The following is an 18262-nucleotide window of genomic DNA, read 5'->3' on the forward strand; positions in this document are numbered from 1 at the left end:
TTAGGTTTTTGTCATTGTACGCAATACCCAAAATAATTGGAGTTGCATCAAGGCGGCAAATGAGTGAATCCCGATGAACTTACTCAAGTAAGTGATTCGGGTGAACGAGTGCAGCCAACACAGATGCAGCTTCAAGTATGCCGGGTATTATCATTATAAGTGCTGAGCAGCGGAGGAAATGTAGAATTTTTCCGGAAATGCAGTCAGAGAGAAATATTGCGGGAAGTTAACTGGCCGAATGGCTCCGTGAGACTGCTGACAAACAGAGAATGTTTGGCGGCAGGCGCTAAAGGTTTTGAAAATAAATCTGGAAAATCAATTTATTGATTTTCGGCTGATAACACAAAAGGGGAAAAACCACGCTTTATCCCCCTTTGTCACAATCTGACGGGGCCGGATGACCCCGTAGAGCGCGACAACGCTTAGTCGAGCTTGACGCCGATGCGGCGGGCCACTTCTTCGTAGGCTTCGATCAGGCCACCCAGGCTCTGGCGGAAGCGGTCTTTATCCATCTTGTCCAGGGTGTTTTTATCCCACAGGCGGCTGCCGTCCGGCGAGAACTCATCGCCCAGCACCACTTCACCGTTGAACAGGCCAAACTCCAGCTTGAAGTCGACCAGGATCAGGCCCGCGTCGTCAAACAGCTTGCTCAGCACGTCGTTTGCCTTGTAGCTCAGCTCGCGCATACGCGCCAGGTGCTCTTTGTTCACCCAGCCGAAGGTTTCACAGTAGGATTCGTTGACCATCGGATCGTGCATGGCATCGTTTTTCAGGAACAGGTCGAACAGCGGCGGGTTCAGTACCAGGCCTTCTTCGATGCCCAGACGCTTCACCAGTGAACCGGCAGCGCGGTTGCGGATCACGCATTCGACCGGCACCATGTCCAGCTTCTTCACCAGCACTTCGTTGTCTGACAGCAGGCGTTCCATTTGCGTCGGGATGCCGGCCTCTTCCAGTTTGCTCATAATGAAATGGTTAAACTTGTTGTTCACCATGCCTTTGCGATCGAACTGCTCAATGCGCTGACCATCCAGTGCTGACGTATCGTTGCGGAACTCCAACACCAGCAAATCAGGGTTTTCGGTGGTGTAGACGGTTTTTGCCTTTCCGCGATACAACTCAGCTAGCTTTTGCATCTTACATACTCCAATAAAGAATTGTTTTAAAAATGCTTTAACACACAGGCGTGATATACCCAAAATAATTGGAGTTACAGCAAGGCGGCAGGTGCGGGACTCCCCGCGAGCTTACTCAAGTAAGTGACAGGGCGAGTGCACGTAGCCAACACGGTTGTAGCTTCAAAAATGATGGGTATATTGTGCCAAAACTGCGACGCAAACGATACCGTATTGTTCAAAGAAAAAGGGGCCGTAGCCCCTTTTCAATCAGTTAACGCTGGTTTTACTGAATGCTGCCTGGAAGGCCGCCACCAAGCCGTCGTTTTGCGACTGGGTCAATGGCTTCCCTTTAGGATCGATAAATTGCAGGCTGGTGCGGTTGTTCAAATCCCCGACCTGCAGTTTGTAATCGCCCTCTTTCAGTTCAGGATCCTTGGCGCCCAACGCATCCCAATCGCTACCGCTCAGGGATTTGTAGGTGACGGCGACGGTGCCCTGCGGACGGCTGCGGTCACCCACTTTCATCCCCAGTTTCTCCAACGCCGCAGGCAGGCGATCCCACACCACGGTGTAAGGGCCGCGCACTACCAGCATCGGCAGGCCGGTGTCATCGGCGCTGCTCTGCACGTCCAGCGCGCCGAAGCGGTTGGCCGTCTGGCTGCTTGCCAGGTTGTCCTGCTTGTCCAGGCCTTCAACGATGGTGTTCATCATCATGCCGTTGTAGCGCTGCACTTCTGACGGGTCGGTAATCTGTTCGGTTTTACCCTGCTGCTGCAGGCCCACGGTTTTTACCGTCAGCGCCTGCTGGTAACCCTGCTGCTGTACGCTGATCTGGTAGCGGCCTTCGTACTGGTTGTCTTCATCCAGACGGTTCCACTTCACCCAGTCGGTGGTCAGCGTCTGACCGGCGTCCTGACGTGAGGCGATTGCGATATTTTTCGTCTGCAGCATGCTGACAACGCGCGACCACAGGTTCTGGTTCTGCGGGTTGTTTTCCAACAGCAGCGTACCGCTGTCGCCGGCATATTGCGCGCGTGAACCGCTCAGCAATGCCAGTGGCTGCACCGGCGGACGAATATCCAGTTGCTTGCCGACGCCGCCTTTCAGCGTGGTGGCCGGAACATCATAATTACCGCTTTGCACCGGCAGGATCATACCGGCTGGTGCGTTCAGTGGCTTGAGCACCGACGCATCGAGGTAAGACTCATCGCCGCTCACCTGGCGTTTGTAACGCTGATCGGTGGTGCAGGCGGCCAGCATCATAACCAGCGAAATACCCACGACTTTTGCTACCGTCGACTTTTGCAATGAATAAACCATCAAATTTCCCTTAGAGTTACAGCAAACCGGCGCTTTTCAACGCGCGTTCCACTACCGGACGGGCAGCGTCGGTCAACGGCGTCATAGGCAGACGCATCGTATCGGTTGCCATCAATCCCAATGCCTTACAGGCCCATTTCACCGGAATTGGGTTTGCTTCTACAAACAAATCCTGATGCAACGGCATCAAGCGCTGATTTAAGCGGCGTGCTTCAGCAAAGTCGCCCTGTGCTGCCAGCGCGCAAAGCTGCGCCATTTCACGCGCCGCCACGTTGGCCGTCACGGAAATCACCCCTTTGCCGCCCAGTTGCATGAAATCCAGACCGCTGGCGTCATCGCCGCTCAGCAAAATGAAATCTTCATCATCAACCAGCACTTGGATCTGACTTACACGACTTAAGTTCCCTGTTGCCTCTTTAACAGCAACAATATTCTTAATTTTTGCCAAACGCGCAATCACCGGCGGCAGCATGTCACACCCGGTGCGCGAAGGCACGTTATAGAGGATCTGCGGCAGTGCGGTGCTTTCGGCAATCGCCTTGAAGTGCTGGTACAGCCCTTCCTGAGTCGGTTTGTTGTAGTAAGGCGTGACCGTCAGGCAACCCACTACGCCGGTATTTTCAAAGCGCTGGGTCAGCGAAATGGCTTCGGCGGTGGCGTTGGCGCCGGTACCTGCGATCACCGGAATACGGCCTGCGGCCAGTTCCAGCGTCTGCAATACCACGTCAACGTGCTCGTCATGGGCAAGCGTTGCGGACTCGCCGGTAGTCCCTACGGAAACGATGGCCGCAGTTCCACTGGCTACATGATAATCAATCAATTTTTTTAGGCTCGCGCGATCGACAGCACCTGTGTCGTCCATCGGCGTAACCAGTGCAACAATACTTCCCGTAAACATTGGCCGTCCCCTCCACAAACAAGTCACTCATGGTACTTTTGCTGCCTATCCAAAAGCAAGCAAACAACGGCGTTGTAAGCGCTTGGCAGGCGGTTTTTTTTATGTTTACCATGGTAACCCCATTGAGCACGACAGGAAGCTCCATTTTGCCTAAGCCAGATGAACACTATCTCGTGATTACCGCGCTCGGCGCCGATCGCCCCGGAATCGTCAATGCCATCACCCGCCACGTCAGTAGCTGCGGGTGCAATATCGAAGATAGCCGTCTGGCCATGCTGGGTGAAGAGTTCACTTTCATCATGCTGCTTTCCGGCAGTTGGAACGCCATTACCCTGATCGAATCAACCCTGCCGCAAAAAGGCGCGGAGCTGGAGCTGCTGATTGTGATGAAGCGCACCAACTCACACGAAAGGCCACCAATGCCGGCCACGGTGTGGGTGCAGGTGGAGGTGAAAGACTCGCCGCACATCATCGAACGCTTTACCGATTTGTTCGACTCCAGCCAGATGAACATTGCCGAGCTGGTATCGCGCACCCAGCCTGCGGAAGGCGACCTGCCGCCGCAGCTGTATATCCAGATCACCGCGCACAGCCCCGGCAATCAGGATGCCTCAAATATTGAACAAGCCTTTCATCGCCTATGTACAGAATTGAAAGCACAAGGCAGTATTAGCGTTGTGAACTATCCACAGCATGATGAGAAAGATGGAGAGTAGTGATGAGCCCATTGAAAGCCGGTGACACAGCGCCGAAGTTTAGTTTGCCTGACCAGGACGGTGAGGAAATTAATTTGGCCGACTTCCAGGGACAGCGAGTGCTTGTTTATTTTTATCCCAAGGCGATGACGCCGGGCTGTACCGTACAGGCCTGCGGTTTGCGGGATAACATGGATGACTTGAAAAAAGCGGGTGTCGAAGTTCTGGGCATCAGCACGGATAAACCAGAGAAACTGTCGCGTTTTGCCGAGAAAGAGTTGTTAAACTTCACGTTGTTGTCTGATGAGGATCATCAGGTGGCGCAGCAGTTCGGCGTTTGGGGTGAGAAAACCTTCATGGGGAAAACCTATGACGGCATCCACCGCATCAGCTTCCTGATCGACGCCAAAGGCAAGGTTGAAAAAGTTTTTGATGATTTCAAGACCACCAATCATCACGACATCGTTCTGGATTACCTGAAACAATAATCCTCACGAAGCGCAGCGACCTGCTGCGCTTCGTTATCCACGCTTATTCCTGTTCCGTTTCTACCCGCAGTTCGTCCGGCCAGGCATGAATAACCGCCTTCACTAAGGTTGCCAGCGGGATAGCGAAGAACACGCCCCAGAAACCCCACAGCCCGCCAAAGATAATCACCGACAGAATGATCACCAGCGGATGCAGGTTGACCGCTTCAGAGAACAGAATCGGCACCAGCAGGTTGCCATCCAGCCCCTGCACCACCAGATAGGCGACGATCAGCGTCCAGAAATCGGCGCCGACACCCCATTGGAACATCGCCACCACCACCACCGGAATGGTCACCAGTACCGCACCGATATAGGGGATCAGCACCGAAAAACCGACCAACACCGCCAGCAGCAGCGAATAACGCATATCGAGAACCGCGAACACCAGATAGGTCGCCACCCCGACGATCACCATCTCCAGCACCTTGCCGCGAATATAGTTGGTGATCTGCTGGTTCATTTCGATCCACACCTGCCCGGCCAGCCCACGGTTGCGTGGCAGTACCCGGCGCACGGCATTGAGCATCTGTTCCTTGTCCTTCAACAGGAAGAACATCATCATCGGGACCAGGATCAGATAAATCGCCAGCGTCAGCAGGCCCACCAGCGACGCCAGCGAGAATTTCACCACCGACTCCCCCATGCCCGACAGGCGTCCGCGCAGGTTCTCCGCCATCATGTCGATGATGCCGGCATCCACCAGCGCCGGGTAACGCTTCGGCAGCGTCGCGGCGAAGTTATAGAACTGGTTGAGCATGCCCGGCAGATCGGTCATCAGGTTGATGCCCTGTTGCCAGGCGGTCGGCGCCACCACGAAGACCAGCAGCATCGCGATACCGGCAAACAGGATCATCACCATGCTCGCAGCCCAATTTCGCGAACAGCCGATGCGCTGCAACCGCGCGGTTGGCCACTCCAGCAGATACGCCAGCACGATGGCCACCAGCAGCGGGGTCAGAATACCATGCAGAAAATAGAGAATGAGGAACCCGGCGAGCAGGATCACCAACAGCGCGATGGCTTGCGGATCGGTGAAGCGGCGGCGGTACCACTGTAATAACATCTCCAGCATCAGAGAGGGCTCCTAGAGGTTTGACTGGCAGGCATTGCTGTTCCTGTAATAAGTATTATTGACCCTACGCTGGCCAAGCCAAAAAGAGGAAAGGCTGAAGGCCGGGCATTCAGCGTATGGTTGTACCATGCCGCCCCTTTGCCATCCAGCGATTGTCGGCACAGACCGGGGGAAAGAAAACGATCGATTTACCGCGGGGAAAGTCGCGGCGGTTTAACGGTGAGTCAAACCGCCGCTATGCCATCAGGCCTGAGAAGATCAGAAGTCGTAAGTCAGCGAGGCTTTAAGGGTGCGCGATTGCCCCTGGAAGATATAGGTGCCGTTGCTCTCCACGCTGGACCAATACTTCTCGTTGGTGACGTTATCCACGCCAACGCGCCAAACCAGGGTGTTTTGATCCGCGTTCATGCGCATCCGGTAACGCACACCGAGATCCAGCGTGGTGTAACTGTCGAGTTTCTTGGTGTTCGCCGCGTCGGCAAACTGCGAGCCGGTATGGCGAACCCTGGCGGTCGCAGTCAGGCCTTCAACCGGTTGGATGTCATACTCGGCGCCCATCACCATATAGAAATTCGAAACGCCGATAGCATCTTTGCCGTCGTTGGTGCCATTTTTGGTTTTGGTCAGCTCAGGCGACAGCCAGGTGGTGCTGCCGTTAAGGCGCAGCCCGAGCATCGGCTCACCGAACACGTTCAGTTCCACGCCGCGGTTACGTTGCTCGCCATCCAGCGCATAATAATTCTCGCTGTTGAGCATGGCTGAAGGCTTCTTGATTTCAAACAGCGCCAGCGAACCGCCCACGCGTTCGAAATCGACCTTCACCCCCACTTCATTTTGTTTGGAACGGGCAATACCGGTGCTCTGGCCAAAGTTCGTGGCTTCCTTCGGCGCGTTGCTCCCCGGCTGCAGAGCTTCGGTGTGGTTGGCGTAGAGCGACACTTCTTCCCACGGCTTGTAGACCAGACCAAAGGTCGGCATCCAGCGGCTTTGGGTATAACGGGATGAAGTATCCTCCAGGCCGGTCGCGTTGCTGTAGTTGCGCACCACCACTTTCTGATGGCGCGCCGCTGCGGTAAACAGCACCCGATCGCTAAAGAACCCCAAAGTATCGCTGAACAGCCAGCCCTGGGTGCGATTACGGGCGGTGGTTAACGGATCGGAATAGTTGCCGCCAAAGTAAGCGTTATCCGGCACCGCCACATCGTGATTGTCATAAATATTGGTGGTCGGGTTGTTGGCCGACATGCGCCAGGCGGTTTTGTCGCGTTTGATTTGCGCAGAATAACCCAGGTTCACCTTGTGCGAGACATCCCAGGTATTGAATTCGCCGCTGACCCCGGCCATGCCGCTGAACGCATCGATAATGCGGTTGGTGTCCAGACGCCCTACCGTGGCGTCGCCGTTGGCATTGATCAGCTTGGGTGCGCTGTAAAGCCCGGTTTCATGAGCATGCTGCGCGCCCAGCCCGGTATAAATTTTCCAGCGTTGAGTGAGGTCGTATTCCGCCTTCACCATACCGAATTCGTTTTCGATATCGCTGTAGCCCCATTTCTGGCTGTAGTTTTTGGTCGGATCCGGCACGGCTGGAATAAAGTCGACGCCGCTGATGTTGACCCCCATGGTTCCACCGTGGAAGGTCTTCTTCTGGTAGCCGAAATCCAGCGAAGTGCGCAAGCGATCGCCACGGTAATCCAGTCCCACCGAGGCCAGCGTGGTACGGCGTTTGTCGTCGTTGACGGCAGCTTCACCTTCGCGGTGTACCAGGTTCACCCGCGCGCCAAACTGGTTGTCGTCACCGAAGCGACGGCCTACATCCAGCTTGCCGCCGACCTGAGAGTCAGAGGTGTAATCGATGCCCACCTGCGTGGTAGGCGTCTCTTCCGCACGTTTGGGTTCGAGGTTAATCATACCGCCCACCCCACTGGTGGCTACGCCGTTCAGCAAGGCGTTAGCGCCTTTGAACACCTCCACGCGCTCCAGCATTTGGGTATCCATCACCTGACGCGGCACCACGCCCGACAGGCCGCCCATGGTCATGTCCTCACCATCCAACTGGAAGCCGCGAATGCGGTAGGTTTCGGCGAAGTTGCCGTAGCCCTGCACCGCCTGAACGCCTGCGTCATTGCTGATGACATCGGCAATGGTTTTCGCCTGTTGATCCTGCACCAGCTTCGCGGTGTAGCCGACCACGTTAAAAGGTACGTCCATGGCTTTTTGTTCGCCCAGCATCCCCAGACGTCCGCCATGCGCGATTTGTCCATCGAGATAAGCGGGAACCAGATCTTCGCCGCCGGCTTTAAAATCGCTCTCTTTGGTGGCCTGAACCACCAGGGTTTCTTCCTGATTTTTTTTGCTGCTTTCTGTCGGAGCGGCCAGCGCGCCCTGGCTTACCGCACCGATGGCCAGCGCCAATAACGTCAGGCGTTGCGGAAATGATGTTGAACTGGTGTTGTGCATAATTCACTCATGTATGAGGAGAAGTGGAACAAAATGGCCCGTTACCGGGCCGATAGAGCTTATTTATTTAAATCAATGCGAACGACGCTGTCCGGCCCCTGAGTAGAGTGATCCTTATTAAAGGGTTGCTTGACGGTGACAAACAGCACCTGGCCGTCGGCCGAAAGCTGCAGGCTGTTTGGATTTGGCGTTACCGCCCAGCTCTGTTTCACGGCATAGGTTGTGGCATTGAGGCTCAGCACCTTGCCTGACTCACGCTGCGAGAGGTAGATTTCATTGCGTTTGGCATTGAACAGCACCGCCAGAGAGTCGCCGACATCCAGCTGCTTGAGCAGTTTTCCACTATGAATATCCAGCACCAGCGTGGTTTTGGCTTTGGAATTGTCGGTCACAAACAGGCGCCCGGTTTCGCTGTCTTCCGCCAGGTTAAGCAGCAGCGCCGGCTTCTCGCCCAGTGGCTTCCAGCGTTTTTCGATTCGGTTGTTTTTCGGGTTGATGACCAGAATTTCACCGCTGCCGTTCGCGGCGTACAAACGCTGGGTTTGTTCCGAGTAATGCAGGCCGGTCATCCATTTGCCGGTGTTTTTGATCCGCGCTTTTAATTTCAGCGTGTTGGCGTCCACCACCCAAATCAACGCCGGGTCAGCCACCGCGCCTACGTACAGCGTATCTTTGTGCAGCAGAATTTGGCGCGCGCCATACGGCAGCCCTTTCTCGTTGCGTTCGCTAAACAGCAAGCGGCCTTTCACTTTGCCGTCGGCGGTAGTGATCGCGGTGATGCCGCCGTCCAGGGAGTTAGTGACATAAAGGGTTTTGCCATCCGGGGAGATCTGCATGGCGAAGTTTTTCAGATCGGTGTGGGTTGCGCCGAGCGTTTTCAGCGTTTTCGCATCCAGCTTATAAACCACCCCGCCCTGCACATCTTTAAAGCCTTCGGAACTGGCCACGTACAAGGCATCGCCCGCCGGCGTCAGCGCCATCTCATACAGGCCATCCGCCAGATCGCGTCTAACCACGTTGTCGGCAGATTGAGCCGCCGCAGCGACAGGTTGGGCAATCGGAGAAGCGGCGTGTTGCTTAGGGGCGACGCAACCGCTCAGCGCCAGTGTCATCACCACGGCGAGCGCAGAAACTTTCATCTTCATCAGGAAATCCTTGGCCATATAAACTGATTGAGTGGAGGCTCTTGCGGATTATTTTTGGCTTTCTCAACAGGAGAAATGAGCCCCACCGTACGTCTCAATGTTTCCTTGTGAATGGGGTTCACTTTATCGCAGGCGGCTGGACCGCCTTGGCTGCGAATAACAAAGAGAATAATAATCATACTCATTACTTTTTTGGCGAGCAAATGTAATTGGTCATCTTGAACGTGGGAAAACGTCGTGCTGCGAATGCCCTCCGCCGCTCACAGAATTATCTCGCGACATTGGCAAACGCGGCGGGAAGTGGTCATGCTGTAAGGCCATCTCATCCTCATGTCTGACCAAGGAGAATTTATGTCAGTTTCAGCCCGTAACCAGTTATCCGGCACCGTGTCTGCCGTCGCTAAAGGCGCCGTAAATGACGAGGTGGAAATCACTTTGCCGGGCGGCGAGAAGTTAGTCGCTATTGTGACGGTACAAAGCCAGCAGTCGCTTGGCCTGGTCGCCGGTAAGGAAGCGGTGGCGCTGATTAAGGCCCCCTGGGTTATTTTGGCTTCGGAAGACTGCGGACTGCGTTTCTCCGCCCGCAATCAATTCGCCGGGGAAGTCAGTGCAGTGGAGCAAGGGGCGGTGAACAGCACCGTGCACATTAAAACGGATGCCGGTTTCAAACTGACCTCGGTGATCACCAATGAAAGCCTGCAGGAGATGGCGTTAAAGAACGGGGCCCGTGTCATCGCTCTGGTCAAAGCCTCCTCCGTGCTGCTTGCCGTCAGGGCGTAGTTTCCAGGCCCTTTCAAGCCCGCATCGGCGGGCTTTTTAGTGAGGCAACTGCCTGAGACATTACTTTATCCCCTGCTCGACAAGCAGCCCGACGGCGATCAACACCATGGCCGCGCCGGAAAAACGGCTGACAACCCGTGCAGCCTGCGGGCGCGTCTGCAGTACCGACTGCGAGCCATACCCCACGATCAAATAAACCACCCCGCAGCTGATCAGATGCAACAAGCCAAGCGCGAGAATTTGGTTGGGGATCGACCAACTGGCACCCGCATCGGTGAACTGAGGCAGTAAAGCCAAAAATAGCAGGAATACCTTGGGGTTCAGGCCGCTGACGCAAATGCCCTTGCCAGCCCAACGCAGCCAGGAGCCAGACGCCTGCGCATCGCCGGCGCTCGGCGTCGGGGGATGGCGCAGCATGTTGATGCCAATCCACAACAGGTAGCCGGCCCCCAGCAGGGTGAGCGCCGTGAGGGCCATAGGACTGCCTGTCACCAAAGCGCCCACGCCTGCCGCCACGATCGCTATAGCGATAAGGTGCCCACACAGCAACCCTACTACCGCAGGCACCACCACCCGCCCACGGATGCCGGCCGAGATGATGTACGCCCAGTCCAACCCGGGCGTAATAACGAACAGAATCGAAACGGCCCAGAAAGCCGCAAAAATGGCGAGCGTCATAAATATCGCCCCCGCCACCGACACCCAGCAGTCTGGCTTATCCATTTCATCACTTCGCGTTCCTCCGCTGGACAGCGTTAACAGGCCAAAAGCCATTTATGTCCAAAGTTGTTCAATTATTGAAAAGAATATCCCCAAGTTGTTAGAATGTGGTTTCAATTATTTGCTTATAAATCGCAAATTGAGGGAAATTTTTCCAAATGGACAAGATTGACCGCAAAATCCTTGCTGAACTTCAGTTTGATGGGCGTCTTTCTGTTACCGACCTGGCTGACCGAATTGGGCTGAGCGTTTCCCCCTGCCACCGCAGGGTGCGAGCGTTGGAACAATCTGGCGTGATCAGAGGCTATCGTGCTCACCTCGATCCCGGCAGTCTGGGCTTTAACTTTTCCGCGCTGGTTTTCGTCACCATGCGGGAAGGGGATCGCCAGGCTGTTGAAGCCTTCGAAAACGCCATGGTGGATATTCCCCAGGTTATCCAGGCGCAGCGATTGTTCGGCGATCCCGACTACCTGTTGCATGTCATCGCCCGCGATTTACCGGCTTTTCAGCGGCTTTACGACGAACAGCTTTCCGCCCTGCCCGGCGTTCAACGCCTGACCTCCACGCTGGTGATGAAAAGCGTGGTGCAGGATCGGCCCTTTCTGCCGTTGTAGATCCCAATCAAATCCAGAAGGATACAGTTATGAACAGTGGTTTCGAGGACTCAAAGGCCTTGTACATCGGCATATGCACGGTGGTAGGCGATGCCTTTCTGGCGTTGGCCAATGAAGAGCATGAAACGCAAAAAGCGGACGTGATCAATGAGCTTAAAACGGCGATCACCCGCGAAGGTCGTGATGTCAATTTGGATGAAGCGCGCGAATTGGCGATTGAGTGGCTGGAGCGATAAGTAGCGCCGGTTACCTTGCTTTTACGGGCGTTACCAGGGTCATTACCGCGCTCTGGGCTGCCGTTCTGGTGAAAAAAATGGGAGCGTCTCCGCTCCCATAGGGTATTCAGGGCACAATCACGTAGTCGGGATTGGCAACGGCGAACAACGCCTGCCGATCCGCTGCCGGTGGATAAATCCACTGCGTATTGATTTCCTGTTTGATCTTTTTGCCCTCTTCACGCGTAAAGCGCACCTGACGATCCCAACCTTCGGTGTAGAGCGCGCCCCAGGCTCCAAGATCAAGGCAGGTCACATACTTTGGCTGGCTGTAAGGGTGCAGCGGCAGGCCCACCAGTTCCGCTGCGGCATTGTGGCCCGCTACACGGCCCAGACTCATCGCATGCTGGCAGGTCATCAGGTTGTGATTGCCCAGCTCGTCGGTCGCTGCCTTGACCGTGTCCCCGCTAACAAACACGCCGTCCGCCGCAGGCGCGTGCAGGAAGGCATCACCGACAATACGTCCGGCACTGTCGCGCTCACCCGGGATTTGCTCAACTAATGGATGCGCCCGTACCCCGGCGGCCAGAATCACCGTATCGGTGGCGATGCGCTCACCGCTCGACAAGGTCACACTGCCTGCGTCAATAGCCGTAACGCGAACCCCGGCTCGAGACTCAACGCCACATTCTTCCAGTGCCTGGCGGATCACCACGGCAGGTTCAGCCCCCATGCCGGCGCCAACTTCGGCCGCCGTATCGACAATCACCACGCGAATATCGGCTTGGTTGCCCAAAATGGCACGTAAGCGCATCGGCATTTCAGCAGCACTTTCCAGCCCGGTAAGCCCACCACCGACCACCACCACGGTATTGCGTGCCGGGGTCTCAGGTTGAGTCGCCAACGCTTTTAAATGGGCATCCAGCCGTTGCGCGCTTTGCAGCGTATCAACATTAAAACCATGCTCGGCAAAACCGGCGACCGCAGGCACGAACAGTTTGCTGCCGGTTGCCAGTACCAGCCGGTCATACGCCAACTGAAGTTTTTTCCCTTCGGCGCTCTCCACCACCAGCGTCTTGTTTTCGCCGTCTATCTGCTCAACCAGACCGGCCAAATGACGAACGCCAATCGCAGCGAGCTGTGCCGAAATGTCCGGGCTCATATTTTCCAGTACGGCTTCGTACAATCTAGGGCGGATGGTGACGTTCGGGGTCGGCGAAACCATCGTCACCTCAACGCTCTGTTCCTTACCGGCAAGCGCTACGGCTCGCATGGCGGAGACAGCGGCCCAAAACCCGGCAAAACCAGAACCGGCGATCACTATTTTCTGCGTCATGAAATGACTCCTTCAAATACCTGTTGTCGAGCGCCTGACGTATTTTTCAGGCGAGTTTTACCGCTGCCTCCCTGAAAAAGGGTGCAGAAGGGTGACCGCCTGTGGCACACAGGCGGGTAAAAAGCATCAGAAAAATGACGGGGGCGTTATTGCGGTTTGGCGCGAGGGGGCTTGCCGCTGCGAGTCGTACGCTCGCTCAGGCGTTCATCAAGCCAGATATTGACCTCGCCAAAGAACCCTTCCGGCGCCTTGCGCCCAAAACGAGAAGCGACAGTGCCCAGTGTTTGTAGCGCCAGCGCATCGCGCATGGCCTTTTCGGCCTGCAGCATCACCGCATGGATCGCACACTTGCCTGATATGGCCCAGTCAGGCGGGTTATCATCGAATACCGCGCAGCGACCGCGGACTTCCTGACAATCGAACAACGGCTTGTGTCCTTCAATGGCATCGATAATCTCCAGGAAAGTGATCTCCTCTGCCGGACGGGCCAACCGATACCCACCGCGCACGCCTTCACTGGCGGCGACGATCCCCGCCTTCTCCAGCTTGGGGAAAATCTTGGCCAGGAAACTGGGTGAAATTCCCTGCAGTTCCGCGAGATCGCGACTGCTTAACGCGCGTTGATCCTCGCCGACCAACCAAAGCAAGCAGTGGATGCCGTATTCAACGCTGGTAGTGATGTAAGCCATATTGGGTTTGCGCTGCACTCTTGAATTCAATAACGCAGACTATATTAGTCCACGTTTATTCTGTCAATTAAAACACAGACAAACTTTGTCTTTGTTTTTATGGGTGGCGAAAAAGCGGCATCGACGAGGCCCAAGGACGTTGATCATCAAGGGAAGATTCAGAAATGAAAAATCAAATAATTCTGTCTGATTATTGCCGAACAGAAGTTTCCTTGTCGTCTTCGGCTGACTATGATGTTATCTGCCGACAGGGCGCCGCAATGCGTGCATTTTTGTGAGCCAACACGCTTTCGCACTGATTGTTTTGGCGAGTCCGGCAAGGAAGAAGAACTCTTGTGTGATGCTGACGTCTTAGAGATGACTATTTAAGGGAAAGGCCTGACTATGACCACCCGGTTGACCAAAACAGCGATTGCAGTACTGTTGCTCGGCACACTCAACGCCACGGCGCTGGCGCCGGTGCAGGCGGAAACCCAGGATCAACTGCCGGATATGGGCACCTCTGCGGGTGGCACCCTGAGTATTGGCCAGGAAATGGCGATGGGTGATTTTTACGTGCGTCAGCTTCGCGCCAGCGCGCCCCTGATCAACGATCCCCTACTCACACAATATATTAACCAATTGGGTAACCGATTGGTGGCGAGCGCCTATTCGGTACGCACGCCGTTTCATTTTTATCTGGTGCGCAACGACGAGATCAACGCCTTCGCCTTCTTTGGCGGTAACGTGGTGTTGCACTCAGCCCTGTTCCGCGAAACCGACAACGAAAGCCAACTCGCCTCGGTACTGGCGCACGAAATCTCGCACGTGACTCAACGCCACCTAGCGCGTGCGATGGAAGACCAGCAACGCAACGCCCCGCTGACCTGGGTAGGCGCCCTTGGCTCCATCCTGCTGGCGATGGCCAACCCGACCATGGGGATGGCGGCGTTGAGCGGCACTCTGGCCGGCACCCAGCAAGGCATGATCAGCTTTACCCAATCGAACGAACAGGAAGCCGATCGTATTGGCATTCAGGTGCTGCAACGCGCCGGGTTCGATCCTGAAGCCATGCCCGACTTTTTGCAAAAGCTGTCCGATCAGTCACGCTACGCCTCCAAACCGCCGGAAATGCTGTTGACCCACCCCCTGCCCGACAGCCGCCTGTCCGATGCGCGCAACCGTGCCAACCAGATGCCCAAGCACCTGGTGCAATCGACGCAGGATTATCTGATGGCCAAGGTGCGTTCGCTTGGTATGTACAGCTCAGAGGGGTACGGCCTGCGTGAAGAGCTGCTCGATACTTACAGCAAAGGTAACGTACGCGAGCAGACGGCAGCCAAATATGGCCGCGCCATTTTGTTCTACGAGGCCAAAAAGTATGACGATGCCCGTAACATCATTCAGCCACTGCTGACGCAAGATCCGAAAAACGTCTGGCTGATCGATCTGATGACCGATATCGACCTCGGTCAGAAACGTGCGCCGCAGGCGATTGCCCGTCTGCAGGCCGCCAATGCCGCTCAAAGCAACAACCCGGTGCTGCAACTCAACCTGGCCAACGCCTACGTGGAAGGTAACCAACCGGCGCAGGCGTCAAAAATTCTCAACCGTTACACCTTCGCCCATCCGGACGATCCCAACGCCTGGGATCTGCTGGCGCAGGCCAGCGCCGCACAGGGGCTGCGCGATGAAGAGCTTTCCGCCCGTGCCGAAAGCCTGGCCCTGACCGGCCGTCTCGATCAGGCTATTGGCTTGCTCAGCAATGCCAGTTCACTGCAAAAACTCGGCAGCCTGAAACAGGCGCGTTATGATGCGCGCATCGACCAACTGCGCCAGTTGCAACAACGTTTCCGCCAGTACCAGCGCAGCTGATTTTCATAAAGGATGAAGTTAAATGAAAAACGTCACTATTTACCACAACCCACGCTGCTCCAAGAGCCGTGAAACCCTGGCGCTGTTGGAACAGCATGGCGTGACGCCCGACGTGGTGCTGTATCTGGAAACGCCGCCGTCGGTAGACCAACTGAAGAAACTGCTGAAAGAACTGGGTTTCAGTTCCGCACGCGAGTTAATGCGCAAAAAAGAAGATCTGTACACGGCATTGAAGCTGGCGGATGAAAGCCTGAGCGAAGCCCAACTGTTGCAGGCGATGGTAGACAATCCAAAGCTGATTGAGCGTCCCATCGTGGTCAAAGGCACCCAGGCACGCATCGGCCGGCCACCGGAACAGGTGCTGGAGATTTTGTGAGTCTCTCGGCACTCTATTGAGCAACATGATGATAATAGCCCTTACCTGGGCTATTTTTAATTGATTGTTATATAAATACTTTTCATCATCCCCCTGAGTCCTGACTGATATTATCCTCCCGGTGTGTTGTATTAACGCACAGCCAGTGTTGACATACGTCAACAGCTAAAATATTCTCAATAAAGACGGCAGGCAGGTGATGAAAAACCATCCTAATAAACATATTCAGGCTGCGTTAGCCTATGCCATTTCGCAGGGTTGGTTATTTCGCGCCAGCAATGGACATGCGTTCGGCCGCCTCCAGTGCGCTCTTCCTCAGCACAGGGAGCATATGATGAGTATCTGGTCTACACCGAGGAACCCAGAACAACATGCCAAACAGATTCGCCGTAAAGTCGATGAATGTCTGGCTCTTTCCCAGAAAGGATAAAGGAGGTCATTATGGCGCTCTATAATTTCTCGTTAACACTCTCCGGTGTGACGTCGCAAACTCCGGGTTTGGAAGATGCTCTCTACGCCAGTGGTTGCGATGACGGGTTGATTTGTTTCTATGGCAAAGCGGTTTACGTGGAGTTCGATAGAGAAAGCGATAGCTTCGCCAACGCCATTCTTGGGGCCATCAAAAATATCGAATCCGCCGGTCTGGGCGCGCAGGTAATGGCAGTCGATTCTCATCTGGTAGGATTAAGTGATATCGCAGCACTCGCCGGCATGTCTCGGCAAGCTATCGCGATGCTAAAGGACGGTACTCGCGGCTCTGGAGACTTCCCTTCTCCCATTCAAAGGCTTAAGGGGTCATCCCCTTTGTGGCGTTGGCATAGCGTTGCAGACTGGTTGGCAAGCAAGGGGAAAATTGGCCAGGCACTGGCCGAGAATGCGCAGTATCTGGAAAATATCAATTTGGCGTTGCAGCTCCGGGCCAGCAATCAACGCAGCCAGATCGATAGCTACGTAACCCTGCTGGAGCACGGCGAGAATTGAGCCTGGCGAGCCAGAATTATAACCCGAGGATCTCTTTCACAAACGGGATGGTCAGCTTGCGTTGGGCGGTGATCGAGGCGTGATCGAGTTGATCCAGGGTCATAAACAAGGTGCGCATTTCGCGATCCAGCCGCTTCAGCAGGAAACGACCGACGTCTTCCGGCAGCTCAAAGCCGCGCAGTTTGCCGCGCAGTTGCAGGGCCAGCAGTTTTTCTTCATCCGACAGCGGCTGTAACTTGTAGATTTGCCCCCAGTCCAGGCGCGAAGCCAGGTCCGGCAGGTTCAGATTCAATTGGCGTGGTGGGCGATCGCCGGTAATGAACAGGCGCGTGCGGCCGGTTTCCAGAATGCGGTTGTAGAGATTAAAGATCGCCATTTCCCACTCTTCGTCACCGGCAATACATTCGATATTGTCGATGCACACCAGCGCCAGCTGCTCCATCCCATCCAATACTTCCGGCACGAAATAGGCTCGCTTATCCAGCGGCACATAGCCCACGGCTTCACCGCGCTGCGAAAGCTCCGCACAGGCCGCATGCAACAGGTGACTGCGCCCACCGCCCTCGCGTGACCAGAAATAGATATAGCTGCCATGTTCCTGACGAACGGCGGACTGGATCGCGCTCAATAGGGATGGGTTCTCCCCCGGATAAAAACTGGCGAAAGTCTCATCATCGGGAAGATAAAGTGGCAGTGAAAGCTGTGCCGGCGTATTCAGAAAAGCACCTCAACCAAAACTGGCAGGAAAACGCGGTAAGTCTACCACAGAAAACGGGCTCTGTTGAACCGGCAGGATTTTATGGCGTAATAGTGAACAACGCTCAGCAGCAAGATTAAATTGCCAACGACTTTGACCGGTGAAATTTGTATTTTATCCAAGAGTTATCCTAGTATAGAGGGGCGAAACGCAATCTCCTTAAACAAGGTTTCTACAAGGATATAGACAATGAAAGTATGGAATAAAGTGCTTTTGGCCTCAATCATTGGGCTATTGCTTGCCGGCTGTGATGACTCATCCAAAGTCGACGCCAATCTTGAAAAAGCCAAAGACAGCGCTGAGCAGATGAAAGATGCCGCACAGAAAAAAGCGGACGATCTGACCGATAAAGCCGCCGCAGTGGCCAAGGACATCAAGAAAGAGGCCACCACTCAGGCCGACCAATTGAAAGACAAGGCTTCGGCAATCAAAGACGATGCCGCCAAGCAGGCTGATGCCATCACCAATGATGCGAAAGCCAAGGCTGACGCCATCAAAGAAGATGCCAGCAAGCAAAGCCAGCAGTTGGTCGATCAGGCTAAAACCATTAAGAACGATGCCATTAATGGTGCCAATGATTTGACCGAGCAAGCCAAAGCGAAAACCGAAGCGATTAAAAACAGCGCAGAAAATAAAGCGGAAGAATTAAAAAGTGATGCCGACGCAGCAGGGAAAGAAAATACCCCGCCGGCCGCACAACAATAA

The 18262-nt window shown here is 55.0% G+C and carries 21 protein-coding genes; 11 read left to right on the plus strand and 10 right to left on the minus strand.

Going from position 1 to position 18262, the window contains the following annotated elements:
• Positions 1 to 422: 422 nt before the first annotated feature.
• The 3 genes from purC to dapA all read right to left on the minus strand — a co-directional run bounded on the left by purC (position 423) and on the right by dapA (position 3336).
• Positions 423 to 1136: a phosphoribosylaminoimidazolesuccinocarboxamide synthase gene (gene purC / locus H0S68_RS17940; protein WP_020828051.1), complete on the minus strand. Its 714-nt coding sequence runs from the start codon at positions 1134 to 1136 to the stop codon at positions 423 to 425.
• Between the two features lie 249 nt (positions 1137 to 1385).
• Complete coding sequence (gene bamC, locus H0S68_RS17945) at positions 1386 to 2438, minus strand: outer membrane protein assembly factor BamC (protein WP_020828052.1); 1053 nt, start codon at positions 2436 to 2438, stop codon at positions 1386 to 1388.
• Positions 2439 to 2454: 16 nt separating this feature from the next.
• Entirely contained in the window at positions 2455 to 3336 is an 882-nt protein-coding gene (dapA, locus tag H0S68_RS17950) for a 4-hydroxy-tetrahydrodipicolinate synthase (RefSeq protein WP_020828053.1), read from the minus strand.
• A 110-nt stretch (positions 3337 to 3446) separates the two neighbouring features.
• Between dapA and H0S68_RS17955 the strand changes: the two genes are divergently transcribed.
• Entirely contained in the window at positions 3447 to 4052 is a 606-nt protein-coding gene (locus H0S68_RS17955) for a glycine cleavage system transcriptional repressor (protein ID WP_197022814.1), read from the plus strand.
• Between the two features lie 2 nt (positions 4053 to 4054).
• On the plus strand, positions 4055 to 4519 hold the full coding sequence (gene bcp / locus H0S68_RS17960; protein WP_020828055.1) for a thioredoxin-dependent thiol peroxidase: 465 nt from the start codon (positions 4055 to 4057) through the stop codon (positions 4517 to 4519).
• 43 nt (positions 4520 to 4562) lie between these two features.
• On the opposite strand, the gene H0S68_RS17965 is transcribed toward bcp, so the two are convergent.
• From H0S68_RS17965 to H0S68_RS17975, 3 genes are all read right to left on the minus strand, one after another.
• A complete protein-coding gene (locus tag H0S68_RS17965; RefSeq protein ID WP_020828056.1) occupies positions 4563 to 5633 on the minus strand; it encodes an AI-2E family transporter in 1071 nt (356 codons plus the stop codon).
• A 258-nt stretch (positions 5634 to 5891) separates the two neighbouring features.
• Entirely contained in the window at positions 5892 to 8090 is a 2199-nt protein-coding gene (locus H0S68_RS17970; protein ID WP_410528887.1) for a TonB-dependent receptor, read from the minus strand.
• A 59-nt stretch (positions 8091 to 8149) separates the two neighbouring features.
• Complete coding sequence (locus tag H0S68_RS17975) at positions 8150 to 9235, minus strand: YncE family protein (protein ID WP_410528888.1); 1086 nt, start codon at positions 9233 to 9235, stop codon at positions 8150 to 8152.
• 351 nt (positions 9236 to 9586) lie between these two features.
• Between H0S68_RS17975 and H0S68_RS17980 the strand changes: the two genes are divergently transcribed.
• Entirely contained in the window at positions 9587 to 10015 is a 429-nt protein-coding gene (locus H0S68_RS17980; protein WP_122079986.1) for a molybdopterin-binding protein, read from the plus strand.
• Between the two features lie 60 nt (positions 10016 to 10075).
• On the opposite strand, the gene H0S68_RS17985 is transcribed toward H0S68_RS17980, so the two are convergent.
• Positions 10076 to 10693: a LysE family translocator gene (locus tag H0S68_RS17985; protein WP_046374993.1), complete on the minus strand. Its 618-nt coding sequence runs from the start codon at positions 10691 to 10693 to the stop codon at positions 10076 to 10078.
• Positions 10694 to 10893: 200 nt separating this feature from the next.
• On the opposite strand from H0S68_RS17985, the gene H0S68_RS17990 reads away from it, so the two are divergent.
• Both H0S68_RS17990 and H0S68_RS17995 read left to right on the plus strand, forming a co-directional pair.
• On the plus strand, positions 10894 to 11349 hold the full coding sequence (locus H0S68_RS17990) for an Lrp/AsnC family transcriptional regulator (RefSeq protein WP_020828061.1): 456 nt from the start codon (positions 10894 to 10896) through the stop codon (positions 11347 to 11349).
• A 29-nt stretch (positions 11350 to 11378) separates the two neighbouring features.
• Positions 11379 to 11585, plus strand: coding sequence for a DUF2767 family protein (locus tag H0S68_RS17995; protein WP_020828062.1), 207 nt, complete (start codon positions 11379 to 11381; stop codon positions 11583 to 11585).
• Between the two features lie 106 nt (positions 11586 to 11691).
• Here the strand turns inward: H0S68_RS17995 and H0S68_RS18000 are convergent, their stop codons facing one another.
• On the minus strand, positions 11692 to 12900 hold the full coding sequence (locus H0S68_RS18000; RefSeq protein WP_259218181.1) for an NAD(P)/FAD-dependent oxidoreductase: 1209 nt from the start codon (positions 12898 to 12900) through the stop codon (positions 11692 to 11694).
• Positions 12901 to 13046: 146 nt separating this feature from the next.
• Entirely contained in the window at positions 13047 to 13589 is a 543-nt protein-coding gene (locus H0S68_RS18005; protein ID WP_041415582.1) for an RrF2 family transcriptional regulator, read from the minus strand.
• 384 nt (positions 13590 to 13973) lie between these two features.
• Between H0S68_RS18005 and H0S68_RS18010 the strand changes: the two genes are divergently transcribed.
• From H0S68_RS18010 to H0S68_RS18025, 4 genes are all read left to right on the plus strand, one after another.
• Entirely contained in the window at positions 13974 to 15443 is a 1470-nt protein-coding gene (locus H0S68_RS18010) for a tetratricopeptide repeat protein (protein WP_020828065.1), read from the plus strand.
• A gap of 22 nt (positions 15444 to 15465) precedes the next feature.
• Positions 15466 to 15819, plus strand: a complete 354-nt coding sequence (gene arsC, locus H0S68_RS18015) for an arsenate reductase (glutaredoxin) (protein ID WP_410528889.1) — start codon at positions 15466 to 15468, stop codon at positions 15817 to 15819.
• A 199-nt stretch (positions 15820 to 16018) separates the two neighbouring features.
• The gene (locus tag H0S68_RS18020) at positions 16019 to 16249 is read left to right on the plus strand and encodes a hypothetical protein (RefSeq protein WP_130016636.1); all 231 of its coding nucleotides are present in this window, start codon (positions 16019 to 16021) and stop codon (positions 16247 to 16249) included.
• Positions 16250 to 16260: 11 nt separating this feature from the next.
• Positions 16261 to 16800, plus strand: a complete 540-nt coding sequence (locus tag H0S68_RS18025; RefSeq protein WP_142814659.1) for a helix-turn-helix transcriptional regulator — start codon at positions 16261 to 16263, stop codon at positions 16798 to 16800.
• A 16-nt stretch (positions 16801 to 16816) separates the two neighbouring features.
• On the opposite strand, the gene hda is transcribed toward H0S68_RS18025, so the two are convergent.
• On the minus strand, positions 16817 to 17518 hold the full coding sequence (hda, locus tag H0S68_RS18030; RefSeq protein WP_044554653.1) for a DnaA inactivator Hda: 702 nt from the start codon (positions 17516 to 17518) through the stop codon (positions 16817 to 16819).
• Here hda and H0S68_RS18035 point away from each other — a divergent pair.
• Together H0S68_RS18035 and H0S68_RS18040 are read left to right on the plus strand one after the other, a co-directional pair.
• Positions 17488 to 17637 (plus strand): hypothetical protein, encoded by a 150-nt coding sequence (locus H0S68_RS18035; RefSeq protein WP_153263174.1) that lies wholly within the window; start codon positions 17488 to 17490, stop codon positions 17635 to 17637. The genes hda and H0S68_RS18035 overlap by 31 nt on opposite strands.
• A 109-nt stretch (positions 17638 to 17746) precedes the next feature.
• The gene (locus H0S68_RS18040) at positions 17747 to 18262 is read left to right on the plus strand and encodes a hypothetical protein (protein WP_020828070.1); all 516 of its coding nucleotides are present in this window, start codon (positions 17747 to 17749) and stop codon (positions 18260 to 18262) included.

The sequence above is a fragment of the Serratia sp. AXJ-M genome (assembly GCF_046531865.1).
Classification (GTDB): domain Bacteria; phylum Pseudomonadota; class Gammaproteobacteria; order Enterobacterales; family Enterobacteriaceae; genus Serratia; species Serratia liquefaciens.